Below are 25,695 nucleotides of genomic sequence, written 5' to 3' on the forward strand. Positions count from 1 at the left end.
TCAAGGACCGGAGACCCCATGAAAAAACTCTTTATGCTGTGCTGCGCCTCACTGATCGCGGCCTGCTCCAGCCACACCCCTGCCGACAAGGCCGCGCTGGATGGCGAAGTGTTCTACCTGCAACGCATTGCCCTGCCGCCGACGGCGACCCTGAATGTCGCCCTGCAGGACATTTCCCTGGCCGACGCCCCCGCCGTGACCCTCGCCAGCCAGAATGGCCCGGTCAAGGGCCAGGTGCCGCTGCCGTTCCACCTGTCCTACGACAAGGCCCAGCTCAAGCCCGGCCACCGCTACGCGGTGAGCGCGCGCATCGAACTGGATGGCAAGCTGCTGTTCATTAATACCGAGCAGCACAGCGTCATGCTCGACGGCAGCGATGCACAGCCGCTGCGGATCAAGGTCGATGCGGTCCGCTGATCCCTCGTTTTCCCTGCTTTTTCCATAAGGATGTCGTCATGATTCGCCGTACCCTCACCCTGACCGGCCTGTGTGCCGGCCTGCTGCTGTCTGCCAGCGCGTTTGCCCTGTCCCTCAGCGACCTGTCGCAGAAAGATGCTTCCGGCGGCCTGAAGGATGCCCTGAGCCAGGGCGCGCAGATTGCCGTCAAGCAGCTCGGCACCCCGGGCGGCTTCAGCAACAACCCGGATGTGCGCATCGAATTGCCGGGCAAGCTCGGCAAGGCGGCGAAGAAGATGAAGCAGTTCGGCATGGGCGCCCAGGTCGACGAACTGGAGACCAGCATGAACAAGGCGGCTGAAGCCGCCGTGCCGCAGGCCCAGGCGATTTTGCTGGAAGCCGTGAAAAAGATGACCGTGGATGACGCCAAGGGCATTCTCAGCGGCGGCAAGGATTCCGCGACCCAGTACCTGAGCAAGACCAGCCGCGAGCAGATCCGTGAGAAATTCCTGCCGATCGTGAAAAACGCGACCGACAAGGTTGGCGTGGCGCAGAAGTACAACCAGTTCGCCAGCCAGGCCGCGACCTTTGGCCTGGTCGATGCCAACAGCTCGAATCTCGAGGGTTACGTGACCGAGCAGGCGCTCAACGGCCTGTTCGAGATGATCGGCAAGCAGGAAGCCAGCATCCGCGAAAACCCGGCGGCAGCGGCGACCAGCCTGGCCAAGAAGGTCTTCGGGGCCCTGTAACCTGCCCTCGAATAAAGGCTGAACACAAAACCCTGTGGGAGCTGGCTTGCCAGCGATGAGGCCGGCACTCACAAAAATGTTGCCAGATAGGGCCCTATCGCTGGCAAGCCAGCTCCCACAAGGTCCGCGTCGTTTTCACTCCTCTCTCTTGACCCTGAACCACGCCGCATACAACGCCGGCAGGAACAGCAAGGTCAACGCCGTCGCCACGATCAGCCCGCCCATGATCGCCACCGCCATCGGCCCGAAGAACACACTGCGCGACAACGGGATCATCGCCAGCACCGCCGCCAGCGCGGTCAGCACGATCGGCCGGAAACGCCGCACCGTCGCCTCGATGATCGCCTGCCAACGCCCCAGCCCTGCCGCGATGTCCTGCTCGATCTGGTCCACCAGGATCACCGAGTTGCGCATGATCATCCCCGACAGGGCAATGGTCCCGAGCATGGCCACGAAGCCGAACGGCTGGCGGAACACCATCAGGAACAGCACCACGCCGATCAGCCCCAGCGGCGCGGTGAGGAACACCATCGCCATGCGCGAGAAGCTGCGCAGTTGCAGCATCAGCAGGGTCAGCACCACCACGATGAACAGCGGCACCCCGGCATTCACCGAGTTCTGCCCGCGGGTCGAGTCTTCCACGGTGCCGCCGACGTCCAGCAGATAACCGTCCGGCAGTTCCGCACGCACCGGATCGAGGGTCGGCAGGATCTGCTTGACCAGGGTCGCCGGCTGGTCCTTGCCGTAGATATCAGCACGCACGGTCACGGTCGGCAGGCGGTTGCGGTGCCAGATGATGCCTTCCTCGAAGCCATACTCCAGGGTCGCCACCTGCGACAGGGCCACGCTGCGGCCGTTGTCGGTGGGCACCGACAGGCTCGACAGATGAGCCAGTTCGGTACGCTCCTCCTGGGTGCCGCGCAGCAGGATCTCGATCAGTTCGTTGTCCTCGCGGTACTGGCTGACGCTGCTACCGGTCAGCGAACTCTGCAGGAAGCGCGACAGGGCGGCAGTGCTGACGCCAAGGGCCCGGGCACGGTCCTGGTCGATGTTCAGGTAGACCACCTTGCTCGGTTCTTCCCAGTCCAGATGGACGTTGGCCACATGCGGATTCTCGCGCACCTTGGCCGCCACCTTGCGCGCCAGGGCGCGAACTTCCTCGATGTGCTCGCCGGTCACGCGGAACTGCACCGGGTAACCCACGGGCGGACCGTTTTCCAGGCGGGTCACGCGGGAGCGCAGGTCGGGGAACTGCTCGTTGAGGGTCTCGATCAGCCAGGTTCGCAGCACTTCGCGGTCTTCAATGGTCTTCGCCAGCACCACGAACTGCGCGAAGCTGGCGGCCGGCAACTGCTGGTCCAGCGGCAGGTAGAAACGCGGCGAACCGGTGCCGACATAGGCCACGTAGTTGTCGATGCCTTCACGCTGCTTGAGCATTTCCTCCAGGCGCTTGACCTGCTCGGCGGTGTTGCTCAGGGACGCGCCTTCGGCCAGCTTGAGGTCGACCATCAGTTCCAGGCGCCCGGACGCCGGGAAGAACTGCTGCTCGACGAAGCGGAAGCTCATCACGCTGCCGACGAACAACGCGACCGTCAGCACGATCACCGTCTTGCGCCGGGTCACGCACCAGCTCACCCCCCGGCGCACGCGCTGGTAGAACGGCGTGCCGTAGGGGTCGGTCTCGCCATTGGTGGTACCGTGCTTTTTCGCATGCAGCTTGGCCAGGTCCGGCAGCAGGCGCTCGCCGAGATACGGCACGAACACCACCGCCGCTACCCACGAGGCCAGCAGGGCAATGGTCACCACCTGGAAGATCGAGCGGGTGTATTCGCCGGTGCCGGACTGGGCAGTGGCGATGGGCAGGAAGCCCGCTGCGGTGATCAGGGTGCCGGTAAGCATCGGGAAGGCCGTGCTGGTCCAGGCGTAGCTGGCCGCCTTGAGCCGGTCGAAGCCCTGCTCCATCTTGATCGCCATCATCTCCACGGCAATGATCGCGTCGTCCACCAGCAGGCCGAGCGCCAGCACCAGGGCGCCGAGGGAGATCTTGTGCAGGCCGATGCCGAGGTAGTACATGGTGGCGAAGGTCATCGCCAGCACCAGCGGAATCGCCAGGGCGACCACCAGGCCGGTGCGCATGCCGAGGGAGAAGAAACTCACCAGCAACACGATGGCCAGGGCTTCGACCAGTACCCGGACGAACTCGCCGACGCCGGTCTTCACCGCTGCCGGCTGGTCGGACACCTTGCGCAGTTCCATGCCCGCCGGCAGGTTGCTGGAGATCCGCGCGAACTCGGCCTCCAGGGCCTTGCCCAGCACCAGAATATCGCCGCCGGCCTTCATCGAGACCGCGAGACCAATGGCGTCCTCGCCCATGAAGCGCATGCGCGGCGCGGGCGGGTCGTTGAAGCCGCGATGGACCTGGGCCACATCGCCGATGCGGAAGGTGCGTTCACCGACGCGGATCGGAAACTGCTCGATCTGCTCGACGCTGTCGAAACGCCCGCTGACCCGCAGTTGCAGGCGCTCGGCCGGGGTCTCGAAGAAGCCGGCGGTGCTTACCGCGTTCTGCTCTTCCAGCGCCTGCTGCACGGCCGCCAGCGGCAGGCCCAGGGTGGACAGCTTGGTGTTGGACAGCTCGATCCAGATCTTCTCGTCCTGCAGCCCGAGCAGTTCGACCTTGCCCACGTCCTTGACCCGTTGCAACTGGATCTGCACGCGGTCGGCGTAGTCCTTGAGCACGGCGTAGTCGAAGCCCTTGCCGGTCAGCGCATAGATATTGCCGAACGTGGTGCCGAATTCATCGTTGAAGAACGGCCCCTGGATCCCCGGCGGCAGGGTGTGGCGGATATCCGCGACCTTCTTGCGGATCTGGTACCACAGCTCGGGGATATCCGCCGAATGCATGGAATCCCGGGCCATGAAGGTGACCTGGGATTCACCGGGACGCGAGAACGAGACGATCTTTTCGTACTCGCCGGTCTCCATCAGCTTCTTTTCGATGCGTTCGGTGACCTGGCGCGAGACTTCCTCGGCGCTGGCGCCGGGCCACAGGGTCCGGATGACCATGGCCTTGAAGGTAAAGGGCGGATCTTCGCTCTGGCCGAGCTTGGTGTAGGACAGTGCCCCGACCAGTGCCAGCAGGATCATCAGGAACAGCACGATCTGCCGGTTGCGCAGGGCCCAGGCGGAAAGGTTGAAACCCATGGGGACTTACTCCTTGGCCGCCAGGTCTACCGTGCGATTGGACCGGTCCACCGGCCGTATCTGTTGTCCCTCGTGCAGCACATGGCCACCGGCGGCGACCACCCAGTCGCTGGCGCTGAGGCCTTCGAGCACCGGCACGCTGTCCTGGCCGTAGGCTCCGACCCGCACCGGCACGCGCTGCAGGGTGCTGTTGGCATCGACGCGCCAGACGTAGGCCTGGCCGTTCTCCGCGCTGACGGCCGAGAGCGGCACGGCCAGGGGAATCTGTTCGGCATGCTGGATGAAGACCCGGGCGCTCTGGCCCAGCTCGGCGGGCAGCTTGCCGGTGTTGAAGGCGATGCGTGCGGCGAAGGTGCGCGAACGCGGGTCGGCGGCCGGCGACAGCTCGCGGATGCGGCCATCGAAACGCTGGCCGGGCTGCGACCACAGCTCCACGGTGACCGGCAGGCCCACGCTGAAGCGGCCGAAGTTCTGCTCGGGCAGGCTGATCAGCACCTCGCGCTCGCCGTCGGCGGCCAGAGTGAACACGGTCTGGCCGGCGGCGACCACCTGGCCGACTTCCACCTGGCGCTTGGACACCACGCCGTCCTGGGAGGCGCGCAGTACCGAATAGCCGGCCTGGTTGCCGGCCACGTCGAACTCGGCGCGCACCTGCTTGAGCCGGGCAAGTCCGGCGCGATAGAGGTTTTCCGCGTTGTCGTACTGGGAATGGCTGACCATCTGCCGGTCAAGGAGCTTCTTGTAGCGATCGCGCTCGGCCTGCACCAGGCTCAGGTTGGCCTCGGCGGCGGCGACCTGGGCGCGGGTGGCTTCCAGTTGCAGGCGCACGTCCTGCGGGTCCAGTTCGGCCAGCGGCTGGTCGGCCTTGACCCGCTGCCCCTCCTCCACCAGCCGCTTGCTCACCTTGCCGCCGATGCGAAACGCCAGCTCCGGCTCGAAGCGCGCGCGCACCTCGCCGGGGTAGCTGTCCACCGCAGCCGAAGCCGGCTGCGGCTGCACCACCATGGCGGGACGAATAACGGTTGGCGCCGCGGCTTCCTGCCCGCAAGCGGACAACAGCGCGACCAGAACGGTGGGCAGAGCGAGGGGCAAGGCATGACGCAACATGGGTAATGACCTTTCGCGAAGGGGGTGCTTCGAATATTTATACTGGTGGGTATATTAAATGAGTGGGTTGCGGTGGGGAAGGTAGATTTTTCGTCCTGAACAGATCAAAAAATGCGCATTGTTTTACGTATTACATTGCATATAATCCACCTCATACGTCGCGCATTCAGTGCGGCCACCCTCTGTAAACATATTGAGGCAAATGCCATGAGTGCACTTCTTGACCGGGCTGAGCAGGCGGTGTCTGCTACCGCGATGGTTCGAAGCTTCAGCGCGAAATTGAAGGAAGTTACCAGCGGGAAGCACTCTCATCTGGTCATCTTCAAGGACAACGAGCCCGCCGCCGTATTGATCGGAGTGAAGTCCTATCAAGCGCTGCAGGATGAACTCGAAGACCTTCGCGCCGAACGGCTCGCCATCGATCGCCTGTCCACCTTGGACGAAGAGAAAACGGTGAGCCTTGAAGACATGGCCGCTCGGTTCAAGTAGGCAGTGGCGCAGGTAATGGCAATTGTGCGTGCGGGCACTTTATGTGCGCCGGGATGCCTATGACCCGGTCTGTCAACCCACGCACAATTGCCTCCTTGGCTAATGAAGTTGTCGCAGTCAGAAGCGTAGCTTGTCGGTTTGCCGAACCGTCGCAAAACCTGCGCCCTCGGACTTCCTGACACGTTGAAGTGGTTGGTTTCAGGGCCGCTCCGCGCCCCTTCGCGAGCAAGCTCGCTCCCACACGAATTCTGTTGCATATAGCTACGAAACTTCACCGATTTCCGACTTTCTTGTAGGCAATTTCCCAAGCATACTCGCCGGCCCTATCAGTCGTTGCGTTCCCCAGAGATCACACCTAGTCTCCGTCGGTCGTTGAAAAATCAACGACAGGGCTTTGACAGGCTCTTGGGGTCATTACGCTCGGTTGCTATGGCGGCTGTGCGTGTGGGCACCTTCGGGTGCGCCAGGCTTTCTATGGCCCCTGGTCTGTCAACCCGCGCACAGTTGCCACCCTCCGTTTGACAGCGGACAAGGCAAATCCCGATCAACGGCCATAGAGATACACCATGAAAAAACTCGTCCCCGATCCACCTCCCGTCCTGTGCGTCCGCGCCGGGATCTCCCACGAAAAATCCATCCATCTGGCGCAGCAGCACCTCGACAGCGCCATGAACATCGCCCATGAAATCGCCGAGCATGCCAGCACTGAACAACAGGAGCGGGTCAACGACGCCATCCTGCAGATGCAGATCACCCGTGCCTTGCTGAAGGTTTCGGCGGCAACACTGGACGTGGTGGTGTAACCGCCAATCGCGACGGTTCGACAGCCTTCGGGCCGTCGCGATTACGGCAATTCGACAACCTGACCTGACCCCGCCTCGCCCGCGTTGTACTATCTCCCGCTTCAAACCCTGCAAAAGTGACCCATGTCCCAAGATCCCACCGTATCCAACGGCCCAGGACGGCCCAAGGATCTGGCCAAGCGCCAGGCCATCCTCGAAGCCGCCAAGGAACTGTTTCTCACCAATGGTTATGCCAGCACCAGCATGGATGCGGTCGCGACAGCGGCAGGTGTGTCGAAACTGACGGTCTACAGCCACTTCAACGACAAGGAAAACCTGTTTACCGAGGCGATCATCGCCACCTGCCAGGCGCAGTTGCCGGGGCTGATCTTCGAGTTGCCCGAAGGCGTGCCGCTGGAACAGGTGCTGATGAAGATCGGCCGGGGGTTCCAGGTGCTGATCAACAGCGATCATTCGGTGAAGCTGCATCGCCTGATCATTACCCAGGGTCCGCAGGACCCGAAGCTCGGGCAGATGTTCTTCGAAGCAGGGCCGGCGCGGGTGCTGCGGGAAACCGAGGTATTGCTGAAGCTGGCTGATGAGCGCGGCATGCTGCGGATTGCGAATCCGTCTACCGCGGCGGAGCATTTTTTCTGCCTGCTCAAGGGCGGGGCGAACTTCAGGTTGCTGCTGGGGTGTGCCGGGCCGTTGGAGGCTGAGGAAGCCGAGACCCATGTGCGGGAGGTGGTGGAGCTGTTTCTGCGGGCTTATCGCGTCTAGTCCGGACACCACAACCCCCTGTGGGAGCTGGCTTGCCAGCGATTGGGCCCGATCTGACAACATCTTTGTCAGTGCCGGCCTCATCGCTGGCAAGCCAGCTCCCACAGTTTTTTTGGTGTCTGTCAGATCGAATCAAGTCAGGGCTTGAGCGCTTTCTTCGGGTAGATGTCATACCGGCTGGATTTCCCCTCCAGGCTATGACTCGGCTTCGCCCCCTCGATGATCGGCGCCTTGCGCGGGCGCTTGACTACCACCCGGTGGGTCGCCAGCGCCAAAGCCGCTTCGAGCAACGCCGGCGCATCCAGGTCATCCCCGACCAGCGGCCGGAACACGCGCATTTCCTTCTTCACCAACGCGCTCTTGTCGCGATGCGGGAACATCGGGTCGAGATAGATCACCTGCGGCGGCTCGCCCTCCCAGTTACGCATGCGCTCGATGGAGTTGCCCTGCAGCAATTCCATGCGCGCCACGATCGCGCCCACCTCGTCGTCCTTGGCCGCCCGCGCCAGACCATCCTCCAGCAACGCCGCCACCAGCGGCTGGCGCTCGATCAGTTGCATCCGGCAACCCAGGGTCGCCAGCACGAACGCGTCCTTGCCCAACCCGGCCGTGGCATCCAGCACATGAGGCCGCACGCCCTGGGCAATGCCCACCGCCTTGGCGATCATCTGCCCGGCACCGCCGCCATACAGCCGCCGATGGGCCGCACCGCCTTCAAGAAAGTCCACCCGCACCGGCCCCGGCGCCTGTGGCCCGAGCTGCTGGATCTGCAAGCCATCCCCCCCAACCTGCACGGCAAACGCAGCCTCGGCATCGACCAGCGGCAAGCCCAGGCGCGCTGCCCATTGCTCGGCCTGCGCCTGATACCCGGCGTCCAGTGCCTCGACCCGGATCCCGCCTTCGACCTGCTGCTCCACGCTCACCTTCCTGCTCAAAAAAAGTTAAAGATCGGCACCAGCGGCCGATACACACAGTATCGCGCCATTTTGCCAGAGCTCTTCGACAACCATGTCAGAGATTCTTCAACTTCCCTCAGGCTACCTGTCACCCGTCGGTGACTACAGCCGCCACAACACCCAGGCCCTGGGCGGCGTCAGCCACCTGTGGGGGGACTTCTTCGCCCGCGCCCTGGCCGCGCAGCAGGAAGAAGGCGTGGTGCGCGAGCCGCTGCCGGTTGAAGAAACGGATGTCGAGACCGGCGAGCCGATCACCGGCAGCCAGACCCTGGCACAGATCCAGAGCCAGCGCCTGTGCAACGTCACCGATACCGAGATCGCCCCGCCTGAGCCGCTGTTCCTGCCGATCGCCGAGTTCGAGCTGGACCTGCTGGACAAACCCGCCCCACCCTTCAGCGCCGCCGAACTGATCGAGCAACAGCGCCAACTGGATATCAGCAACAACTGGGTGCGCCCGGTGGTCATGAGCCAGGGCCATCCGCACCCCGAGCCCGGCCCGGCGCCGTCGCCTTACCCGCTGCACCTGCCGATCGCCGAACTGGAGCGCAAGCTGCTCGACCCGGCAGCCGAGCCGTTCGACGACGCCACCCTGGCCAAGCAGCAGCACGACCTGGACTTCGATATCCAGTGGGCCCGCCCGGTCGTCCTGAACAACGTGCGCATCGCCGCCTAACGACAGACCCGCCAGCGCCCCATATCCAGGTGAAAGTGATTGTGATGGGCGGCGTTGTAGTCCGGCCCCAGCACCGTATTGAAACTCTCGCAGGCAGCATCCCGCGTTTCGCGCAAGAACCGCGCCTTCGGGCCATCCCCGCTCCAGTCCTTTTGCAGTTCGATACGCTGGCCGTCCTTCAGGCGAAAGCCAGCGATATCCAGGGCATTGGCCGTGGCGTGCTGGCTGAGACGACCCTCGGCGCGGTTGTAGACATTGCGACAGGCATAACTGCCGAGATGATCGACCTGCGCCACCGGCTGCCCGAACACCCGCTGCGCCGCCGGTTGCAGGCCATGGCGCTCGAACAGGGCAAAAGCCACCGCAACCGGGCAGGTGGCGAGAAAGCTGCTGCTCAGCCTCACTTCTGCGCCCTGGACGCGGACCACATTGGTCAGCGGGCAGTTGCCGCTGGTGGTATCCGCCTGCCGGCTGTAACGCAGGCCAGACGTCGCCAGGACCTCGGCACACAACTGCGGGTCGTCACGCAGACGACCGAGTTTCCACGACGTGAGGAAATTGGGTGGCTGACGCACATCCAGCGGCGCCCAGGGATTCCACTGATCCGGCAGACGCCAGCCCTGTCGCCAGCCGAACAGCGCCACGCCGGCCAGCACCGCTATCAGCACCAGTCCACCGTAGCGCATCGTCACCTCAGCGGCGGAACAGGTCGTTGAGCTGGGCGAAGGTCATGGCCTTGTCGCCATGGTCGAAGCGCCCTTCCCCGCGCATCCGTGTCGCCGCCTCGAAGAAGGCGCCATAGGCGACCCGGGCCAGGGACGAGCCGACACTGATGCGCTTCACGCCCAGCGCCTTGAGGTCTTCGAAACTCAAATCCACACCTGCCAGCCCCATCAGCACATTGACCGGCTTCGGCGCCACCGCCTTCACCACCCGCTGAATGTCTTCGGCAGTCCGCAAGCCGGGCGCGTAGAGCACATCGGCTCCCGCCTCGGCGAAGGCTTGCAGGCGGGCGATGGTGTCGTCCAGGTCATTGCGCCCGTGCAGCAGGTTTTCCGCACGGGCACAGAGCATGAAAGGGAAATCCAGGCTGCGGGCAGCCGCGACGGCAGCCTCGACCCGCTCCACCGCGCGGTGGAAGTTGTAGATCGGCTCGTCCTCGCGCCCGGTCGCATCCTCGATGGAGCCGCCCACCAGACCGATCTTCGCCGCCTGCAGGATGGTTTCGGCGCAACCGCTGGGCTCCTCGCTGTAGCCGTTCTCCAGGTCCGCCGCCACCGGCAGGGCGGTGGCATCGACGATGGACTGGGCATTGGCCAGGGTCTCGTCGCGACTCACCGCACCTTCCGCATCCGGCCGGCCGAGGGCAAAGGCCAGCCCGGCGCTGCTGGTGGCCAGGGCCTCGAAGCCAAGGCTGGCCAGCAGCTTGGCCGAGCCGGCATCCCAGGGATTGGGAATGACGAAGGTTCCGGGGCGTTCGTGCAGCGCCTTGAAGGCTTCGGCACGCAGGGTTTGCACATCCATGGTGGAACTCCCAGGCAGACGAGGGGAAATCAAAGCAGTCCGAGTTGTTCGACCTGCGGCCCCCGGTCGGGTTCATGCAAAGGCGCCAGCCCGGGCAGGCGTTCCATCAAGCCATGATGGAAACGCTGGGCCAAAGCCGCCGCCAGGCGGTTGTCAGCGGTATGCAGGAAAACATAAGGGCTGCGTCCTTCCTCGATCCAGGCCGCGACCTTGTCCAGCCACTGCACCAGGAACGGCTCGTTGGCCTCCAGCTCAGGGTGGCCGATAAAGCGCACCTGCGGTTGCTGGCTGAACGCCGTAGGCCGTGGTGGCACCCGTGGCTTCTTCGACTGGGCATGCAGCACGCTCGGATCGCGGGACGTGCAACTGAACAGCGCCCGCGGATCGAGGCAGATGCGCTCGATGCCGCGCTCGTTCAGCAGGCGGTTGAGCTGACGCTCCTCCTCGCCCTTGGCGAAGAAGGCGTCATTGCGCACCTCGACCGCCACCGGCACGCCAAGCTCGTCGATAAAGTGCATCAGCTCGCCCAGCCGCGCCGGGCCGAACATCGCCGGCAGTTGCAGCCAGTACGGCGAAACCCGCTTACCCAGCGGCTTGAGCAACTGCACGAAGGTCCGCGCCGCTTCGAGCTGGGCGTACAGATCGCCGCTATGGCTGATATCGCCGGGAAACTTGGCGGTAAAGCGGAAATGCGCGGGCATGACCTGGGCCCAGCGCTCGATGGTGGCTGGCGCCGGACGGGCATAGAAGGTGGTATTGCCCTCGACGGCATTGAACACCTGGCAGTACAGGCCGAGGAAATCGGTGCTTTTCGCGTCGGAGGGATACAGGTAGTCGCGCCAGGCGTTTTCGCTCCAGGAGGGACAACCGAGGAAATAAGGTAGGGATGCTGAGCTCATTGGCTCAAATGTACAGATCCAGCCCCAGCACTTCCATCTCCCAATCCACGAAACCTGCGGTGGTCAGGTAGCTGGCCAGGGCGCCAGCGGTGCGCCGGTCACGGGCGCGGGGGAAGATCATGTCCTGCGGACGGGCCGGCAGGTTGGGCGTGGCGCGCTGGGCATTGCTGCTGGCAGGCTGCGCCTCGACCTCGCCAACGATATCGTCTTCCGATTCTTCAACGCGCACCGGCCCTTTGCGCTGGGGGCGCTTGAGCGGGTAACTCGATGAGGAAAAGCCGTCGATACGCATGGCAACAAAGACTCAGGGGTGATGATGGCAATTTAGCGGCACCTGAGATCCCTTGCAAATGCCCTACTGATAACTGGACCACATATACACATTTTGGTTTACGGCGAATGGCGATAACCGACCGAAGGTCATCATGCCTTCTTCGGCGTCGCCACCTTGTCGCGCAGGTAGACCGGCTGGGCCTGCTCGGCCGGCACGCTTTCGCCGCGGTCCCAGGCGAATTTCGCCAGGGTCAGCAGGTCCAGCGCGTGAGGCAGCATGTTCTCGTCCTGACCTTCGACCTTTACCGCCAGGCGCTCGCTATAACCCCAGCCTGTACCGGCACCGAACCATGAGCCAGCCGCGCCGTCGGGAAGCGCAACCTGCTCGGGCGGCAGTACCGCCTCGGCGCCCTGCAATTGCATCTCCCCTGCTACTTCTTGATAGCAGCCCCAATAGACTTCGTCCATGCGCGCATCGATGGCCGATGCCACCTGGGTAGCACCGTGCTCACGCAGCGCGCGCTGGGCCAGCACCGCCAGGTTGGAGATCGGCAACACCGGGCGCTCCAGGGCAAAGGCCAGGCCCTGGACCACGCCGATGGCGATGCGCACACCGGTGAACGCGCCCGGACCGCGACCGAAGGCAATCGCCTCCACCGCCGACAGCGCCACGCCGGCCTCGGCCAGCAGGGTCTGGATCATCGGCAGCAGCTTTTGCGCGTGCAGGCGTGGAATCACCTCGTAGTGGCTCGTGATCTTGCCATCGTGCAGCAAGGCGACGGAGCAGGCTTCAGTGGCGGTATCCAGGGCCAGCAAGGTGGTCATCGGGGTGTTCCAGGCAAGAAAAAAAGAGCGGCAGTATAAACGACAACGGCCCGCAAGAGCGGGCCGTTGGCGACACAACGAAAGGGATCAGCTCAGGGCTGCCAGCACCTTGGCGGTGATGGATTCGACCGAACCGACGCCTGGAATGTGGCTGACCTTCGGCTTGCCGTTAGCCGCTTCCAGCTTCTGGTAGAAGTCCACCAGCGGCTTGGTCTGCTCGTGGTAGACCTTCAGGCGGCCGCGCACGGTTTCCTCGTTGTCGTCAGGGCGCTGGATCAGGTCCTCGCCGGTGACATCATCCTTGCCTTCAACCTTCGGCGGGTTGTAGACGATGTGGTAAACGCGGCCGGAGTCCAGGTGAACACGGCGACCGGCGATACGCTGGACGATTTCCTCGTCTTCGACAGCGATCTCGAGCACGGCATCCAGGGCAACGCCAGCGGCGACCATGGCTTCAGCTTGAGGGATGGTGCGCGGGAAACCGTCGAAAAGGAAGCCGTTCGCGCAGTCAGGCTGGGCGATACGGTCCTTGACCAGGTTGATGATCAGGTCGTCGGAGACCAGCTTGCCAGCGTCCATCACGGCCTTGGCTTCCAGGCCCAGCGGAGTGCCGGCCTTCACCGCGGCACGCAACATGTCGCCGGTGGAGATCTGCGGAATACCGAATTTCTCGGTGATGAACTTTGCCTGAGTACCTTTACCGGCCCCGGGAGCTCCCAGCAGAATTACGCGCATCTTGTGCTCCTCATTTTTTATAAGCAAATCAATGGATTCGCGAGATTGGCGAATCGCAGGAAATCGGGCGATGACCATAAATCGGTCAAAAGGCTGCCCAAGATACACAGCGCATGGGGACCATACAAGCGGTCGAAAGTCGGAAAAACCTGCGACAGGACGCCACGGTGTATACAGGTTGCGCCCATCGCAACCCGCTCTTTATAGGGTCATTTCTTACAAGCTGCGGGATGCATTCCGACATCCCGCAGACACTCATCCGAACGTCAGCCGGTGTTGCGCAACCCCGCCGCGATACCCGCCACGGTCACCAGCAGGGCTTGCTCCAACGGGCTGTCCAGAGCGGCTTCGCGCTCCCGGGAGCGGGCCAGCAGCTCGGCCTGGAGCAGGTGCAGCGGGTCCAGGTAGGTGTTGCGCAGGCGGATGAACTCCAGGGTCGCCGGGCTGTGCGCCAGTAGCACCGGTTGCCCGGTCAGGCCGAGCACCACCTGGCACGCCTGCGACAATAGGTCGCGCAATTGTTCACCCAAAGGTCGCAGTTCTGGTTGCACCAGACGTTCGTCGTAGGACGCGGCGATTTCCGCATCGGCCTTGGCCAGGACCATCTCCAGCATATCGATGCGGGTGCGGAAGAACGGCCACTCCTCGCGCATCTGCGCCAGCAGCGGACCTTGCCCGCGGGCCAGGGCGTTGTTCAGGGCGGCTTCCCAGCCGAGCCAGGCCGGCAGCATCAGGCGGGTCTGGGTCCAGCCGAAGATCCACGGGATGGCGCGCAGGCTTTCGATGCCGCCGGCACGGCGCTTGGCCGGGCGGCTGCCCAGGGGCAGGCGGCCCAGTTCCTGCTCTGGCGTGGACTGGCGGAAGTACTCGACGAAATCCGGGTTTTCCCGCACCACGCCGCGATAGGTCTGCACGCCGTCGGCGGCCAGTTGGTCCATCACCTCGCGCCAGGCCGGTTGCGGCGGTGGCGGCGGCAGCAAGGTGGCTTCCAGCACGGCGGCCAGATACAGGTTGAGGTTCTGCTCGGCGATATCCGGCAGGCCGAACTTGAAGCGGATCATCTCGCCCTGTTCGGTGGCGCGGAAACGCCCGGCCACCGAGCCCGGCGGCTGCGACAGGATCGCCGCGTGGGCCGGCGCGCCGCCACGACCGACGGTGCCACCGCGACCGTGGAACAGCAGCAGCTCGACTTCCTGCTCGCGGCAGATCTGCACCAGGGTTTCCTGGGCCCGATACTGCGCCCAGGCGGCGGCGGTGGTGCCAGCGTCCTTGGCCGAGTCGGAATAGCCGATCATCACTTCCTGCGGGCCGTGCAAGCCACTGCGATAACCCGGCAGCGACAGCAGGCGCTGCATCACCGGCCCGGCGTTATCCAGGTCGGCCAGGGTCTCGAACAGCGGCACCACGCGCATCGGCCGTTGCAGGCCGGCTTCCTTGAGCAGCAGTTGCACCGCCAGCACATCGGAGGCGGCGCCGGCCATGGAGATGACATAGGAACCCAGGGATGCCGCCGGGGCCGCGGCGATCTCGCGACAGGTGGCAAGCACTTCGGCGGTGTCGTCCTGGGGCTTGTAGTGCGGCGGCAGCAGCGGGCGGCGGCTGGCCAGTTCGCGCTGGAGGAAGTCGATGCGCGCTTCTTCGTTCCATTCGGCGTAGCTGCCAAGACCGAGGTATTCGGTGATTTCACTGAGGGCAGCGGCATGCCGACCCGAGTCCTGGCGCACGTCCAGGCGCACCAGGAACAGGCCGAAGGTCACGGCGCGGCGCAGGGAGTCGAGTAGCGGCCCGTCGGCGATCACGCCCATGCCGCATTCATGCAAGGACTCGAAGCACAGGTGTAGCGGTTCGAAGAGTTCGCGGTTGTCCTGCAGCACCAGCGGACCCGGGGCTTGCGCCGTGGTCAGCGCCGACTGGGCCCAGGCCCGGGTTTCCCGCAGGCGCTCGCGCAGTGGCTTGAGTACGGCGCGGTAAGGTTCGGCGCAGTCGCCGACCTTGGCGCGCAGGGCCGGACTGGCCTCCTGCATCGACAGTTCGGCGGCGAGGGAGTGCACATCACGCAGGAACAGGTCGGCCGCCATCCAGCGTGCCAGCAACAGCACTTCGCGGGTGACGGCGGCGGTGACATTGGGGTTGCCGTCACGGTCACCGCCCATCCACGAGGCGAAACGTATCGGCGCCGCCTCCAGCGGCAGATGCAGGCCCGTGGCCGCGTGCAGGGCCTTGTCGGCCTTGCGCATATGGCTGGGGATGGCGTGCCAGAGGGAATGCTCGATCACCGCGAAGCCCCACTTGGCCTCGTCCACCGGAGTTGGCCGGGTGCGACGGATTTCCTCGGTGTGCCAGGCCTCGGCGATCAGCCGTTGCAGGCGCTCACGGACCTGCTCGCGCTCGGCGGGGGTCAGGTCGCGGTGGTCCTGGGCAGCCAGTTGCGCGGCGATCGCGTCGTATTTCTGGATCAGGGTGCGCCGCGCCACCTCGGTGGGGTGGGCGGTCAGCACCAGTTCGATATTCAGCTTGCCGAGCTGGCGGGCCAGGGCGTCGTCGCTGTGGCCGGCAGCCTTGAGGCGGGCCAGCAGTTCGGGGAGCACCTGGGCCTCGAAGGGCTCGGGCTGATCGGCGTCGCGACGGCGGATCAGCTGGTACTGCTCGGCGATATTGGCCAGGTTGAGGAACTGGTTGAAGGCCCGGGCTACCGGCAGCAGTTCGTCGTCGGCGAGGTCGGCGAGGGTCGAGCTGAGCTGTTCCTCACCGCCGCTGCGATCAGCCTTGGCGCTATGGCGGATCGCCTCGATCTTCTGCAGGAATGCCTCGCCGTGCTGTTCGCGCACGGTATTGCCCAACAGCTCGCCCAACAGATGAACATCTTCCCGCAAGCGTGCATCGATATCGGTCATCAACCTTCTCCACCCTGGAAAAACTGCCTTTCTTGCAGAGTGCCCCACTACCGGTCGTGCTTTCAAGGCGCAGGCTCAAGCGAACTGGCTACGCTTTAACCAGTCCCAATGGTTTTACGGAGGGCATCATGAAGATTCGCGAACTTGCGCAGAGCTGGGAACAGAACGCCACAGGCCGCCTGAGCCCGACCGGTCATGTCCTGCACCTGGACGTGGAAGCCTCGGCGCGCCTGGCGGCGCTGGCCGAGATGTATCCGAAACGCACCCCGGAGGAACTGCTCGGCGAGCTGCTGGGCGCGGCGCTGGAAGAGCTGGAGGCGAGCTTCCCGTATATCCAGGGGCGGCAGGTGATCGCTACCGATGAGGAGGGCGATCCGCTGTATGAGGATGTCGGGCCAACGCCGCGGTTTCTGGCGCTGTCGCGACGGCATCTGCATGCGTTGAGCAGTGGCAAGGATGGTTCGACCCACTGATATCACTGACACACTGGCCACCCTGTGGGAGCTGGCTTGCCAGCGATTTGGCCGGCATGAGCAATGAGGTTGCCCGATCTGGCCTCATCGCTGGCAAGCCAGCTCCCACAGGGGTCTCCAGCGGCCGCAAGACCGATGAATACCGCTCCATCCCCGCAAAAGTTCCCGTCCTATCCCACTGACCAATCAGTCAGAAAAAGTCGCCCATCAAGCGGCACTTTTTGTGAACTTTTCAAAAATCGTTCGACTCCCACCCATTAGCCACTACGGCAAAAATACCTCCCGGCCCGCCCGGAGAGGCGTGTCGATGGACTGTTACGGATGTTCATCAGGAGTGTTCCAATGGAGTTGACCACCATGAAGACCCGCATCGAAAAATCCCCGTTCCAACTGCGCGGGATCAAGCTGGCCGCCCTGGCCCTGGGCAGCAGCCTGGTTCTGGCCGGTTGTGCTGGCAAGCCACCTACCGAGCAGTACGCCGTGACCCAGTCGGCGGTGAACTCGGCGGTCAGTGCCGGTGGCACCGAATACGCCGCCGTCGAGATGAAGGCCGCGCAGGACAAGTTCAAGCAAGCCGAAATCGCCATGCACGACAAGAAGTATGACGAAGCCAAGATCCTCGCCGAACAGGCCGAGTGGGATGCCCGCGTCGCCGAGCGCAAGGCGCAGGCCATGAAAGCCCAGAAAGCCGTGCAGGATGCCCGCCAGGGCGTCCAGGACGTACGTGAGGAAGGCATGCGTGCCGCTGACCCGATGCAGCCGCAGCAGTAAGCGCCGCCGCGCTCCGTGCATTCGAAATCGATCAAAGGACGAACACTATGCGTAACCACGTGATGATTCCCGCCCTCCTGGCCGTCAGCATGGGCCTGGTTGCCTGCGCTCACCAGCCGAACCCAAACCTGGAATCGGCCCGGACCAACTTCTCCGCCCTGCAAAGCGACCCGCAATCGAGCAAGGTCGCCGCCCTTGAAACCAAGGACGCCCAGGACTGGCTGAACAAGGCCGACAAGGCCTACATGGACAAGGAAGACGACAAGAAGGTCGACCAACTGGCCTACCTGACCAACCAGCGCGTCGAGGTGGCCAAGCAGACCATCGCCCTGCGCACTGCCGAAGCCGACCTGAAGAACGCCGCCGCACAACGCGCCCAGGCCCGCCTGGATGCCCGTGACGCGCAGATCAAGAAGCTCCAGGAAAGCCTCAACGCCAAGCAGACCGACCGCGGCACCCTGGTGACCTTCGGTGACGTGCTGTTCGACTTCAACAAGGCCGAGCTGAAAAGCAGCGCCTTCCCGAACATCACCAAGCTGGCGCAGTTCCTCCAGGAAAACCCTGACCGCAAGGTGATCGTCGAGGGCTACACCGACAGCGTCGGCAGCGCCAACTACAACCAGACCCTGTCCGAGCGCCGCGCCAACTCGGTGCGCATGGCGCTGGTACGTGCCGGTGTCGACCCGACCCGCATCGTCGCCCAGGGTTATGGCAAGGAGTATCCAGTCGCGGACAACACCAGCAACTCCGGTCGTGCGCAGAACCGTCGGGTGGAAGTGACCATTTCCAACGACAACCAGCCAGTGGCACCGCGTAGCAGCATGAGCAGCGCGCAGTAACCTGCAGGCTGTGACGAAAAATCCCGCCGGTTGGCGGGATTTTTTTTGCGTATCGCTGGGAAAAGATCCTAGTGATATTTACTGCTTGAGAGCCAAGAATCCCGAACTGTTAGCGTGAATTCAGACGGACTTGGTGCCATGCCCAAAACATTCGCAGTACTTGCCGATCTCAAGAAAGACCCTATGGGTGTTCTGCGTGCAGCCAATGGCTACACGGTGGTCATCCTCGATAGAAATGCACCCGCCTTCTATGCAGTTCCACCCGAGCGTTACGAAGCGATGCTGGAAATGATCGATGATGCCCGACTGGCGGAGCTGGTACGCCAGCGGCAGGGCGAGCCTGCAGTCCGGGTGGACATCGATGAGCTGATCGCGGGCAACTGACGAAACACCCTCCTCCAGAGCGACACGGTCGGTGTAGGAGCTGGTTTACCTGCGATGGACCGCAAAGCGGTCCCAAAACCATCCAGCACGAGTCAAGAGTCTCCATTGGATTCAGATTCAGCGCCTGGTTGATCGCATTTATCCAAATACCCTGGCGTGGCAGGTTTTGGGACCGCTACGCGCTCCATCGCAGGTAAACCAGCTCCTACAGGGATCGTGGCAAGACTTCGATCATTGGGCCGCCTGCGGCGTCTCCTGCCCCATGCAGCGCACCGCCTGCTTCTTGCTGTCCACCAGCACGCCGGTCAGGCCCTTCTGCTGCATGTCGAACAGCACCAGCACGCCGTCGATGCACTGGGCCATCTGCGGTGCCGGGTTGATCGAGAGCTTGTAGTCCTCGCCCGGCACCGTCTTGAGCATGGTGAATTCCGACAGCAGCAGCGCATCCTCCGGTTTGGCGAAATGCAGGTAGCCGTAGTACCACAGGGCGCAGACCGTGCCGACGATGCTGCAGACTCCGGTGATGATCAGGGGGATGGCGTTGCGTTCTTCACTCATTGCGACTTCTCGTCAGGGTAATTGGGGACTTCGGCCAGACGCCGCAGGCCGTTGAAATGTTCGGGGTCATCGAGGAAGCGCAGCATGACCTGGCGCCAGGTCTTGTCGCCAAAGGTCTGCACATGCCCGCCCCGCACCAGTTGCAGCACCCGCGGCGGCGGCGCGGCCTGGTACACGCGGATGCCGTTGTCCATGGGCACCAGGGCATCGTCGATGCTGTGGAAGAACAGCTTGGGCGGGCTCTTCAGTTGGGCAACGGAGCGGATCGCGCTGTCGCCATCCGGCACCAGCCACGACAGCGGCACCTGCAACGGCCAGGTCAGCCACGAGGTGCTCAGGGCATAGCGCCCGACGTCACGATAACTGGCCGGCACCCCGTCGAACACCAGCGCCTTGAAGCGCGAAGCCTGCTCAGGGTGCTGCGCCAGGTAGTGGATCGCCATGGCCCCGCCAAGGCTCTGCCCCAGCAATACCTGCGGCTTGCCCTGCACCTCGGGCGCCTTGTCCAGCCAGTCGAACGCTGCGCCGATGTCCTGGTAGACCTCCGGCAACGTCGGCTTGCCCGCTGACAGCCCGTACCCGCGGTAATCGATCATCAGCACCTGGTAGCCCTGCTCCGGCAGCCAGTAACTGGCGCCCAGGTGCCAGGCCAGGTTGCCGCCGTTGCCGTGCAGGTGCAGCACCGTGCCCTTGACCTCCACGCCTTCCTTGGCCGGCAGCCACCAGCCATGCAGGCGCGTGCCGTCAGCGGCGGTCAGGGTCACGTCGCGCCAGGCGATCTTCGCCTTCTCAGGGGTGAACGGCTGCCCGGGCTCGGGATAGAACAGCAACGAACTGCACCCGGACAACCCCAGCAGCAACAGGCACGGGAGTAGTATCCCGCGCCAGCGCTCAGAGAATGTTCGAGTAGTCGGCTTCAATCCGGTCCAGGCTCAGGTGATTGAGGAAGTTGGAGAAGCACATCCACGCCGACAGGGCATTGAGGTCGCGGAACTGCTCCGGCAGGTACTTGGGCGGCTCCACCAGCCCTTCGTCGACCAGCTGGCGCAGGGTGCGCATGTCTTCCAGGGTGGTCTTGCCGCAGAACAGCAAGGGTATCTGCTCCAGCTTGCCCTTTCTCACGGCCAACTGAATGTAGTTGTAAACCATGATGAAGCCCTTGAGGTAGGACAAGTCTTTGGTGAATGGCAGCCCGTTCGGCACCGAGCCACGGAATACCCGGCTGGCATTGCCGTAGCTTTCCGCCATCTCGAAGCCCTGGTCGCGGAAGAACTGGTAGATCTGCAGGAAGTCGGCGCCCTCCTCGACCATATGGATGGCGCGGGTGCGGTTGGTCAGCTTGCGCAGGCGGCTCGGGTAGGAAGCGAAGGCGATCACCTCCATGAGGATCGCCAGGCCTTCCTGGGTCACCGTCGACGAGGGCGGACCCTTGGCCAGGAAGGTGCAGATCGGCTGGTTGAGACCGTTGAGGGTGGTGCCGACGTGTACCAGCCCTTCATGGACCTCCAGGGCCCGCACATCGCGGCTGTTGAACATGGCATCGGCGCGGATCTTGATGTAGTCGGCGCCCGCCGCGGCATCGGCGACGATACCGTCGGACTCGAACACCCGGATGGTGCCCTCGGCCTCGCCGAACACCTTGTTCAGGCGCCCTTGGAGAATCTCCACGGCCTCCTTGGCGGTCAGGCTCTTGGGCTCGTCCTTGAGGTCGCCACGGCCGTCGATATTGTTCAGGTAGTCCGAGAGCATCAGACCGAGGTCCGAGAGCGTCGGATCACCGGCATGGAAGGCGTCGGAAGCCGCGCCGTAGAGCTCCTGCGAGATCAGCCCGAAATCATCGGTGCCACGCGCTTCGAGCATGCGCACCACCATGCGGTATTCCTTGCACATGCGCCGCATGATCTGCCCGACCGGGTTGAACTGCCCCAGTTGGCGGGTGATATCGCGCTCGATGTTCTGGAATTCCAGTTTCAGCGCGCCGGAATCGAAGGACAGCGGCCGGTTCAGGTAATACTCGCGGCTGATCGCCGGCGGCTCCTTGCCCTTGGCCTTGAGAAAGCCCTGGCGGATGCTGTCGTCCCACTTCACGGCGTCCAGTACGCGGATCGGCGTCTGCGCCTGGACGATGCGGTCGGAAAGGGTGCGAATCGTCTGCTGGTACTCGTCCACGCTCATGCCTCGCTCTTCCTCTTGTGCTTACTTGCCGGCCCGCTGGAACCGCGCCACTTCGACGAACAGGTCGGAGTTGGCCGGATCGTCCAGGTAGGCCAGGACACGCTCGGCCGGGCTGTCGATCAACACCCCTTCGCCATTTTCCTCGGGCACCTCGACGGTGCGGCCGCTGAGTTCCTTCTTGTCCAGGGCCTGGGTGATCTGCTCGACGTCGAGGTTGTAGACCACCAGTTCCTTGCTATCGATCACTTCGAAGCCGCCGATCAGGAAATTGCCGCCCAGCTTCTTCGGCACTCCCGCCGACAGGTACCAGCGGTTGCCGTGCCGCGACACGGTGAACGCATATTCCTGGCGCGGCTTGCCCTTGGCGGTAGCCACGGCCTTGTAGGCGTTGCCGCCGGAACGGCTGATCTGCAGGGTCAGCGGCTCGCCCCAGGCGTCCTTGCTCGACCAGTTGCCGAGCAGGGCCTTGGGCGCCGCCTGGTTGGCCGGAATCGGCTCGTTGAAGGTCACCAGGCAGCCGTTCAACAGCAGGAAAGACAGGGCCAGCAGCACACGCCAGGCTTTCATCGAAATCTCCTTGAGAGGCGCTTGCGACTCACTCCGCCGCCAGCACCAGGTGCAGGTAACGGACAAGAATAGCGAGCATCTGCCCTTCAGCCTGCGGTTTTGCGGCGTCGAGCAGGCCCTGATACTCCATCTGCTCGATGATTGCCGTCAATACAATGGCGTCCTGCTGCGGTTGGCGCGAGCCCACCACCTGCAACAACTGGCAGGCGCCGCGCAGGAGAATCTGCTCGTGGGACTTCACCAGCTCGGCCAGACGCGGGGACAACAGGGCCTCCTGGCGGAAGGCCTGTTCGGCCATGAGGAAGTCGCGGCGGTTGTGCAACTGGCGCTGGACGTACTCGCAGGTCATCTTCGCCACCTCGTCGGCCAGCCGTGCGCGGGACGCCGGGCTGCCGTCGCCCTGGGCCAGCAACTGGCGCAGGACCACCTCGGTGCTCTCCCACAGCTTGGCCATGTAGGCGGCGCTGCGCTCGACGTACTGGGCGAAGGTGTCGCTGAGCAGATCCTGGATATCGTCGAAGTAGTAAGTGGTGGCCGACAGCGGCACGCCGGCCTCGGCGGCCACGGCGCGGTGGCGCACGCCGCGCACGCCGTCACGCACGACGATGCGCATGGCCGCGTCGAGGATCTGCTGACGGCGCTGTTCGCTGCCCTGGCGGCTGGCCTTGCGGCCCTGGTACTGGACGCTTTCGGCGACGGCGGAGGCAACGCCGGCGGCGCCTTGCTGGGGCTGGGGGGGAGTCACGGGCGGTTACCTCGAAATCGGGATTTTCGGGCATGAAAAAGCCGCCAGGGGCGGCTGATTCATTGTGTCCTTCAGGGCCTCATCGCTGGCAAGCCAGCTCCCACAGGTACGGTGTGCACCGGTCCTTGTGGGAGCTGGCTTGCCAGCGATGGGGGCCTCAAGCCTGGTGAAGATCAGGCCTGTGGACGCATGTGCGGGAACAGGATCACATCACGGATCGACGGCGAGTTGGTCAGCAGCATGACCAGGCGGTCGATACCGATGCCTTCACCGGCCGTCGGCGGCATGCCGTATTCCAGGGCGCGGACGAAGTCGGCGTCGAAGTGCATGGCCTCGTCGTCACCGGCGTCCTTCTCGGCCACCTGGGCGAGGAAGCGCTCGGCCTGGTCTTCGGCGTCGTTGAGCTCGGAGTAGGCGTTGGCGATCTCGCGGCCACCGATGAACAGCTCGAAGCGGTCGGTGACATTCGGGTTGGCATCGTTGCGACGGGCCAGCGGCGAGACTTCGAACGGGTACTCGGTGATGAAGTGCGGCTGCTCCAGCTTGCTCTCCACCAGCTCCTCGAAAATCATCACCTGCAGCTTGCCCAGGCCTTCGTGACCAAGAACCTTGGCACCGGCCTTTTTGGCGATGTCACGGGCCTTGTCGACGTCCAGCAGGTCAGCCTCGGTCAGCTCAGGGTTGTACTTGAGGATCGAGTCGAACACCGACAGGCGCACGAACGGCTCGCCGAAGTGGAACACCTTGTCGCCGTACGGCACGTCGGTGCTGCCGAGGACCAACTGGGCCAGTTCGCGGAACAGTTCCTCGGTGAGGTCCATGTTGTCGGTGTAGTCGGCGTAGGCCTGGTAGAACTCCAGCATGGTGAATTCAGGGTTGTGGCGGGTCGAGACGCCTTCGTTGCGGAAGTTGCGGTTGATCTCGAAGACCTTCTCGAAGCCACCGACCACCAGGCGCTTGAGGTACAGCTCCGGCGCGATACGCAGGAACATCGGCATGTCCAGGGCGTTGTGGTGGGTTTCGAACGGCTTGGCCGCGGCGCCGCCAGGAATGGTCTGCAGCATCGGGGTTTCGACTTCGAGGAAGTCGCGCTTGGCCAGGAAGCTGCGGATGTGCGAGATCACCAGGGAACGCACGCGGAAGGTCTCGCGGGTGTCTTCGTTGACGATCAGGTCGACGTAGCGCTGGCGGTAGCGCTGCTCGGTATCGGTCAGGCCGTGGTGCTTGTCCGGCAGCGGGCGCAGCGACTTGGTCAGCAGGCGCACGTTGGTCATCTCGACGTACAGGTCGCCCTTGCCGGAACGGGCCAGGGTGCCTTCGGCGGCGATGATGTCACCGAGGTCCCAGGTTTTCACCGCGGCCAGGGTTTCTTCCGGCAGGGTTTTGCGGTTGACGTAGACCTGGATGCGCCCGGTCATGTCCTGGATCACCATGAACGAGCCACGGTTGAGCATGATGCGACCGGCAACCTTGACCGGGATCGCGGCTGCTTCCAGCTCTTCCTTGGTCTTGTCGACATACTGCTTCTGCAGGTCGTTGCAGTAGCTGTCACGGCGGAAGTCGTTGGGGAAGGCCTGGCCCTTGGCGCGTTCTGCGGCAAGTTTTTCCTTGCGCAGGGCGATCAGGGCGTTTTCTTCCTGTTGCAGGTCTTGCGCTTCGGTCTTGAGGTCGCTCATGTCGTCATTCTTTCCATCAGGTATTCGTTGCCCGTTCCGGGCAGGGCACGCGAGCCCGGCGCCGGGCCGGGTCTCGCGGCAGTGGTGTGCGGCTTACAGCCCCTGCTTGAGGCTCGCTTCCAGGTACTGGTCGAGGTCGCCGTCCAGGACTTTCTGGCAGTCGCTGCGCTCGACGCCGGTGCGCAGGTCCTTGATCCGCGAGTCGTCCAGCACGTAGGAACGGATCTGGTGACCCCAGCCGATGTCCGACTTGCTGTCTTCCAGGGCCTGGGAGGCGGCATTGCGCTTCTGCATTTCCAGCTCGTACAACTTGGCCCGCAGCATTTTCATGGCGGTGTCCTTGTTGGCGTGCTGGGAACGTTCGTTCTGGCAGGCCACCACGGTGTTGGTCGGCACGTGGGTGATTCGCACCGCCGAGTCGGTGGTGTTGACGTGCTGGCCACCGGCACCGGAGGAGCGGTAGGTGTCGATGCGCAGGTCGGACGGGTTGATCTCGATCTCGACCTTGTCGTCGATCTCCGGCGATACGAACACCGCGGAGAACGAAGTGTGGCGGCGGGCGCCGGAGTCGAACGGGCTCTTGCGCACCAGGCGGTGCACGCCGATCTCGGTGCGCAGCCAGCCGAAGGCGTACTCGCCCTTGATGTGCACGGTGGCGCCCTTGATGCCGGCGACTTCGCCTTCGGACAGTTCGATGATGGTCGCGTCGAAGCCGCGCTTGTCGGCCCAGCGCAGGTACATGCGCAGCAGGATGTTGGCCCAGTCCTGCGCTTCGGTACCGCCGGAACCGGCCTGGATGTCCAGGTAGGCGTTGTTCGGGTCCATCTCGCCGCTGAACATGCGGCGGAATTCGAGCTTGGCCAGGTGTTCCTCGAGGTTCTGCAACTCGGCGACGACATCATCGACGGCGCCCTCGTCGTCTTCCTCGACAGCCATGTCGAGCAGGTCCTTGCAGTCGGCCAGACCGCCGGACAGCTTGTCCAGGGTCTCGACGACCTGCGCCAGCATGGCGCGCTCGCGGCCCAGGGCCTGGGCGTACTCGGGTTTGTTCCAGACGTTCGGGTCTTCGAGTTCGCGGTTTACTTCGGTCAGACGATCATGCTTGTGATCGTAGTCAAAGATACCCCCGAATGGACTCGGAACGCTCGGTGAGGTCCTTGATGGTATTCAGGATCGGGTTGATTTCCATGGGCGGGCTGCTCTCGTGCGTAATTCGGTGAA

27 protein-coding genes are annotated in these 25,695 nt (G+C 63.9%); 10 read left to right on the forward strand and 17 right to left on the reverse strand.

The window, feature by feature from the left end; genetic code table 11:
• Positions 1-18 precede the first annotated feature (18 nt).
• Together PSEMO_RS28630 and PSEMO_RS28635 are read left to right on the forward strand one after the other, a co-directional pair.
• Positions 19-417 carry a YbaY family lipoprotein gene (locus PSEMO_RS28630; protein ID WP_075806236.1) on the forward strand — a complete coding sequence of 133 codons (399 nt, stop codon included), beginning with the start codon at positions 19-21 and terminating at the stop codon, positions 415-417.
• Positions 418-455: 38 nt separating this feature from the next.
• Positions 456-1,145 carry a DUF4197 domain-containing protein gene (locus tag PSEMO_RS28635; RefSeq protein ID WP_075806237.1) on the forward strand — a complete coding sequence of 230 codons (690 nt, stop codon included), beginning with the start codon at positions 456-458 and terminating at the stop codon, positions 1,143-1,145.
• Positions 1,146-1,280: 135 nt separating this feature from the next.
• On the opposite strand, the gene PSEMO_RS28640 is transcribed toward PSEMO_RS28635, so the two are convergent.
• Both PSEMO_RS28640 and PSEMO_RS28645 read right to left on the reverse strand, forming a co-directional pair.
• A complete protein-coding gene (locus PSEMO_RS28640) occupies positions 1,281-4,349 on the reverse strand; it encodes an efflux RND transporter permease subunit (protein WP_075806238.1) in 3,069 nt (1,022 codons plus the stop codon).
• A gap of 6 nt (positions 4,350-4,355) precedes the next feature.
• Positions 4,356-5,456 (reverse strand): efflux RND transporter periplasmic adaptor subunit, encoded by a 1,101-nt coding sequence (locus tag PSEMO_RS28645; RefSeq protein ID WP_075806239.1) that lies wholly within the window; start codon positions 5,454-5,456, stop codon positions 4,356-4,358.
• Between the two features lie 255 nt (positions 5,457-5,711).
• Here PSEMO_RS28645 and PSEMO_RS28650 point away from each other — a divergent pair, with 255 nt between their 5' ends.
• The 3 genes from PSEMO_RS28650 to PSEMO_RS28660 all read left to right on the forward strand — a co-directional run bounded on the left by PSEMO_RS28650 (position 5,712) and on the right by PSEMO_RS28660 (position 7,507).
• On the forward strand, positions 5,712-5,945 hold the full coding sequence (locus PSEMO_RS28650; RefSeq protein ID WP_081430358.1) for a Phd-YefM: 234 nt from the start codon (positions 5,712-5,714) through the stop codon (positions 5,943-5,945).
• 566 nt (positions 5,946-6,511) lie between these two features.
• Complete coding sequence (locus tag PSEMO_RS28655) at positions 6,512-6,748, forward strand: hypothetical protein (protein ID WP_075806241.1); 237 nt, start codon at positions 6,512-6,514, stop codon at positions 6,746-6,748.
• 123 nt (positions 6,749-6,871) lie between these two features.
• Positions 6,872-7,507 carry a TetR/AcrR family transcriptional regulator gene (locus PSEMO_RS28660; protein ID WP_075806242.1) on the forward strand — a complete coding sequence of 212 codons (636 nt, stop codon included), beginning with the start codon at positions 6,872-6,874 and terminating at the stop codon, positions 7,505-7,507.
• Between the two features lie 137 nt (positions 7,508-7,644).
• Here the strand turns inward: PSEMO_RS28660 and PSEMO_RS28665 are convergent, their stop codons facing one another.
• Entirely contained in the window at positions 7,645-8,424 is a 780-nt protein-coding gene (locus PSEMO_RS28665) for a class I SAM-dependent methyltransferase (RefSeq protein ID WP_075806243.1), read from the reverse strand.
• A 91-nt stretch (positions 8,425-8,515) separates the two neighbouring features.
• Here PSEMO_RS28665 and PSEMO_RS28670 point away from each other — a divergent pair, with 91 nt between their 5' ends.
• Positions 8,516-9,136, forward strand: coding sequence for an energy transducer TonB (locus PSEMO_RS28670; protein ID WP_075806244.1), 621 nt, complete (start codon positions 8,516-8,518; stop codon positions 9,134-9,136).
• Here the strand turns inward: PSEMO_RS28670 and PSEMO_RS28675 are convergent.
• The 7 genes from PSEMO_RS28675 to ppc all read right to left on the reverse strand — a co-directional run bounded on the left by PSEMO_RS28675 (position 9,133) and on the right by ppc (position 16,286).
• Positions 9,133-9,822 (reverse strand): extensin-like domain-containing protein, encoded by a 690-nt coding sequence (locus PSEMO_RS28675; protein WP_075806245.1) that lies wholly within the window; start codon positions 9,820-9,822, stop codon positions 9,133-9,135. The genes PSEMO_RS28670 and PSEMO_RS28675 overlap by 4 nt on opposite strands.
• 7 nt (positions 9,823-9,829) lie before the next feature.
• On the reverse strand, positions 9,830-10,660 hold the full coding sequence (locus tag PSEMO_RS28680; protein WP_075806246.1) for an isocitrate lyase/PEP mutase family protein: 831 nt from the start codon (positions 10,658-10,660) through the stop codon (positions 9,830-9,832).
• Positions 10,661-10,689: 29 nt separating this feature from the next.
• A complete protein-coding gene (locus tag PSEMO_RS28685; protein WP_075806247.1) occupies positions 10,690-11,559 on the reverse strand; it encodes a DUF72 domain-containing protein in 870 nt (289 codons plus the stop codon).
• Positions 11,560-11,563: 4 nt separating this feature from the next.
• Positions 11,564-11,851: a hypothetical protein gene (locus tag PSEMO_RS28690; protein WP_075806248.1), complete on the reverse strand. Its 288-nt coding sequence runs from the start codon at positions 11,849-11,851 to the stop codon at positions 11,564-11,566.
• Positions 11,852-11,982: 131 nt separating this feature from the next.
• On the reverse strand, positions 11,983-12,657 hold the full coding sequence (gene tsaB / locus PSEMO_RS28695; RefSeq protein ID WP_075806249.1) for a tRNA (adenosine(37)-N6)-threonylcarbamoyltransferase complex dimerization subunit type 1 TsaB: 675 nt from the start codon (positions 12,655-12,657) through the stop codon (positions 11,983-11,985).
• Positions 12,658-12,744: 87 nt separating this feature from the next.
• On the reverse strand, positions 12,745-13,392 hold the full coding sequence (adk, locus tag PSEMO_RS28700) for an adenylate kinase (protein ID WP_075806250.1): 648 nt from the start codon (positions 13,390-13,392) through the stop codon (positions 12,745-12,747).
• A 266-nt stretch (positions 13,393-13,658) separates the two neighbouring features.
• Positions 13,659-16,286, reverse strand: a complete 2,628-nt coding sequence (gene ppc, locus PSEMO_RS28705; protein WP_075806251.1) for a phosphoenolpyruvate carboxylase — start codon at positions 16,284-16,286, stop codon at positions 13,659-13,661.
• 128 nt (positions 16,287-16,414) lie between these two features.
• Between ppc and PSEMO_RS28710 the strand changes: the two genes are divergently transcribed.
• From PSEMO_RS28710 to PSEMO_RS28725, 4 genes are all read left to right on the forward strand, one after another.
• On the forward strand, positions 16,415-16,759 hold the full coding sequence (locus PSEMO_RS28710) for a pilin assembly protein (RefSeq protein ID WP_075806252.1): 345 nt from the start codon (positions 16,415-16,417) through the stop codon (positions 16,757-16,759).
• Positions 16,760-17,101: 342 nt separating this feature from the next.
• Positions 17,102-17,530, forward strand: a complete 429-nt coding sequence (locus PSEMO_RS28715; RefSeq protein WP_075806253.1) for a DUF4398 domain-containing protein — start codon at positions 17,102-17,104, stop codon at positions 17,528-17,530.
• A 47-nt stretch (positions 17,531-17,577) separates the two neighbouring features.
• Positions 17,578-18,369 carry an OmpA family protein gene (locus PSEMO_RS28720; RefSeq protein WP_075806254.1) on the forward strand — a complete coding sequence of 264 codons (792 nt, stop codon included), beginning with the start codon at positions 17,578-17,580 and terminating at the stop codon, positions 18,367-18,369.
• Positions 18,370-18,507: 138 nt separating this feature from the next.
• Complete coding sequence (locus PSEMO_RS28725; protein WP_075806255.1) at positions 18,508-18,753, forward strand: type II toxin-antitoxin system Phd/YefM family antitoxin; 246 nt, start codon at positions 18,508-18,510, stop codon at positions 18,751-18,753.
• 231 nt (positions 18,754-18,984) lie between these two features.
• Here the strand turns inward: PSEMO_RS28725 and PSEMO_RS28730 are convergent, their stop codons facing one another.
• From PSEMO_RS28730 to prfB, 7 genes are all read right to left on the reverse strand, one after another.
• Positions 18,985-19,311 (reverse strand): hypothetical protein, encoded by a 327-nt coding sequence (locus PSEMO_RS28730; RefSeq protein WP_075806256.1) that lies wholly within the window; start codon positions 19,309-19,311, stop codon positions 18,985-18,987.
• Positions 19,308-20,231 (reverse strand): alpha/beta hydrolase, encoded by a 924-nt coding sequence (locus PSEMO_RS28735; RefSeq protein ID WP_075806257.1) that lies wholly within the window; start codon positions 20,229-20,231, stop codon positions 19,308-19,310. The genes PSEMO_RS28730 and PSEMO_RS28735 overlap by 4 nt, the downstream gene beginning before the upstream one ends.
• The gene (locus PSEMO_RS28740; RefSeq protein WP_178392071.1) at positions 20,203-21,486 is read right to left on the reverse strand and encodes a flavohemoglobin expression-modulating QEGLA motif protein; all 1,284 of its coding nucleotides are present in this window, start codon (positions 21,484-21,486) and stop codon (positions 20,203-20,205) included. The genes PSEMO_RS28735 and PSEMO_RS28740 overlap by 29 nt, the downstream gene beginning before the upstream one ends.
• A 21-nt stretch (positions 21,487-21,507) precedes the next feature.
• A complete protein-coding gene (locus PSEMO_RS28745; protein WP_075806258.1) occupies positions 21,508-22,053 on the reverse strand; it encodes a hypothetical protein in 546 nt (181 codons plus the stop codon).
• Between the two features lie 28 nt (positions 22,054-22,081).
• On the reverse strand, positions 22,082-22,798 hold the full coding sequence (locus tag PSEMO_RS28750) for a TetR/AcrR family transcriptional regulator (protein WP_075806259.1): 717 nt from the start codon (positions 22,796-22,798) through the stop codon (positions 22,082-22,084).
• Between the two features lie 173 nt (positions 22,799-22,971).
• Positions 22,972-24,474 (reverse strand): lysine--tRNA ligase, encoded by a 1,503-nt coding sequence (lysS, locus tag PSEMO_RS28755; RefSeq protein ID WP_075806260.1) that lies wholly within the window; start codon positions 24,472-24,474, stop codon positions 22,972-22,974.
• Between the two features lie 93 nt (positions 24,475-24,567).
• Positions 24,568-25,663, reverse strand: a protein-coding gene (gene prfB / locus PSEMO_RS32595) for a peptide chain release factor 2 (protein ID WP_144443641.1) whose coding sequence is annotated in 2 segments (ribosomal slippage) — positions 24,568-25,590 and positions 25,592-25,663 — 1,095 coding nt in all. Because the reading frame shifts where the segments join, the coding sequence is not laid out codon by codon here.
• Positions 25,664-25,695: the final 32 nt, after the last annotated feature.

The organism is Pseudomonas putida (genome assembly GCF_001941965.1).
In the GTDB taxonomy this organism is placed as follows: Bacteria; Pseudomonadota; Gammaproteobacteria; order Pseudomonadales; family Pseudomonadaceae; genus Aquipseudomonas; species Aquipseudomonas putida_L.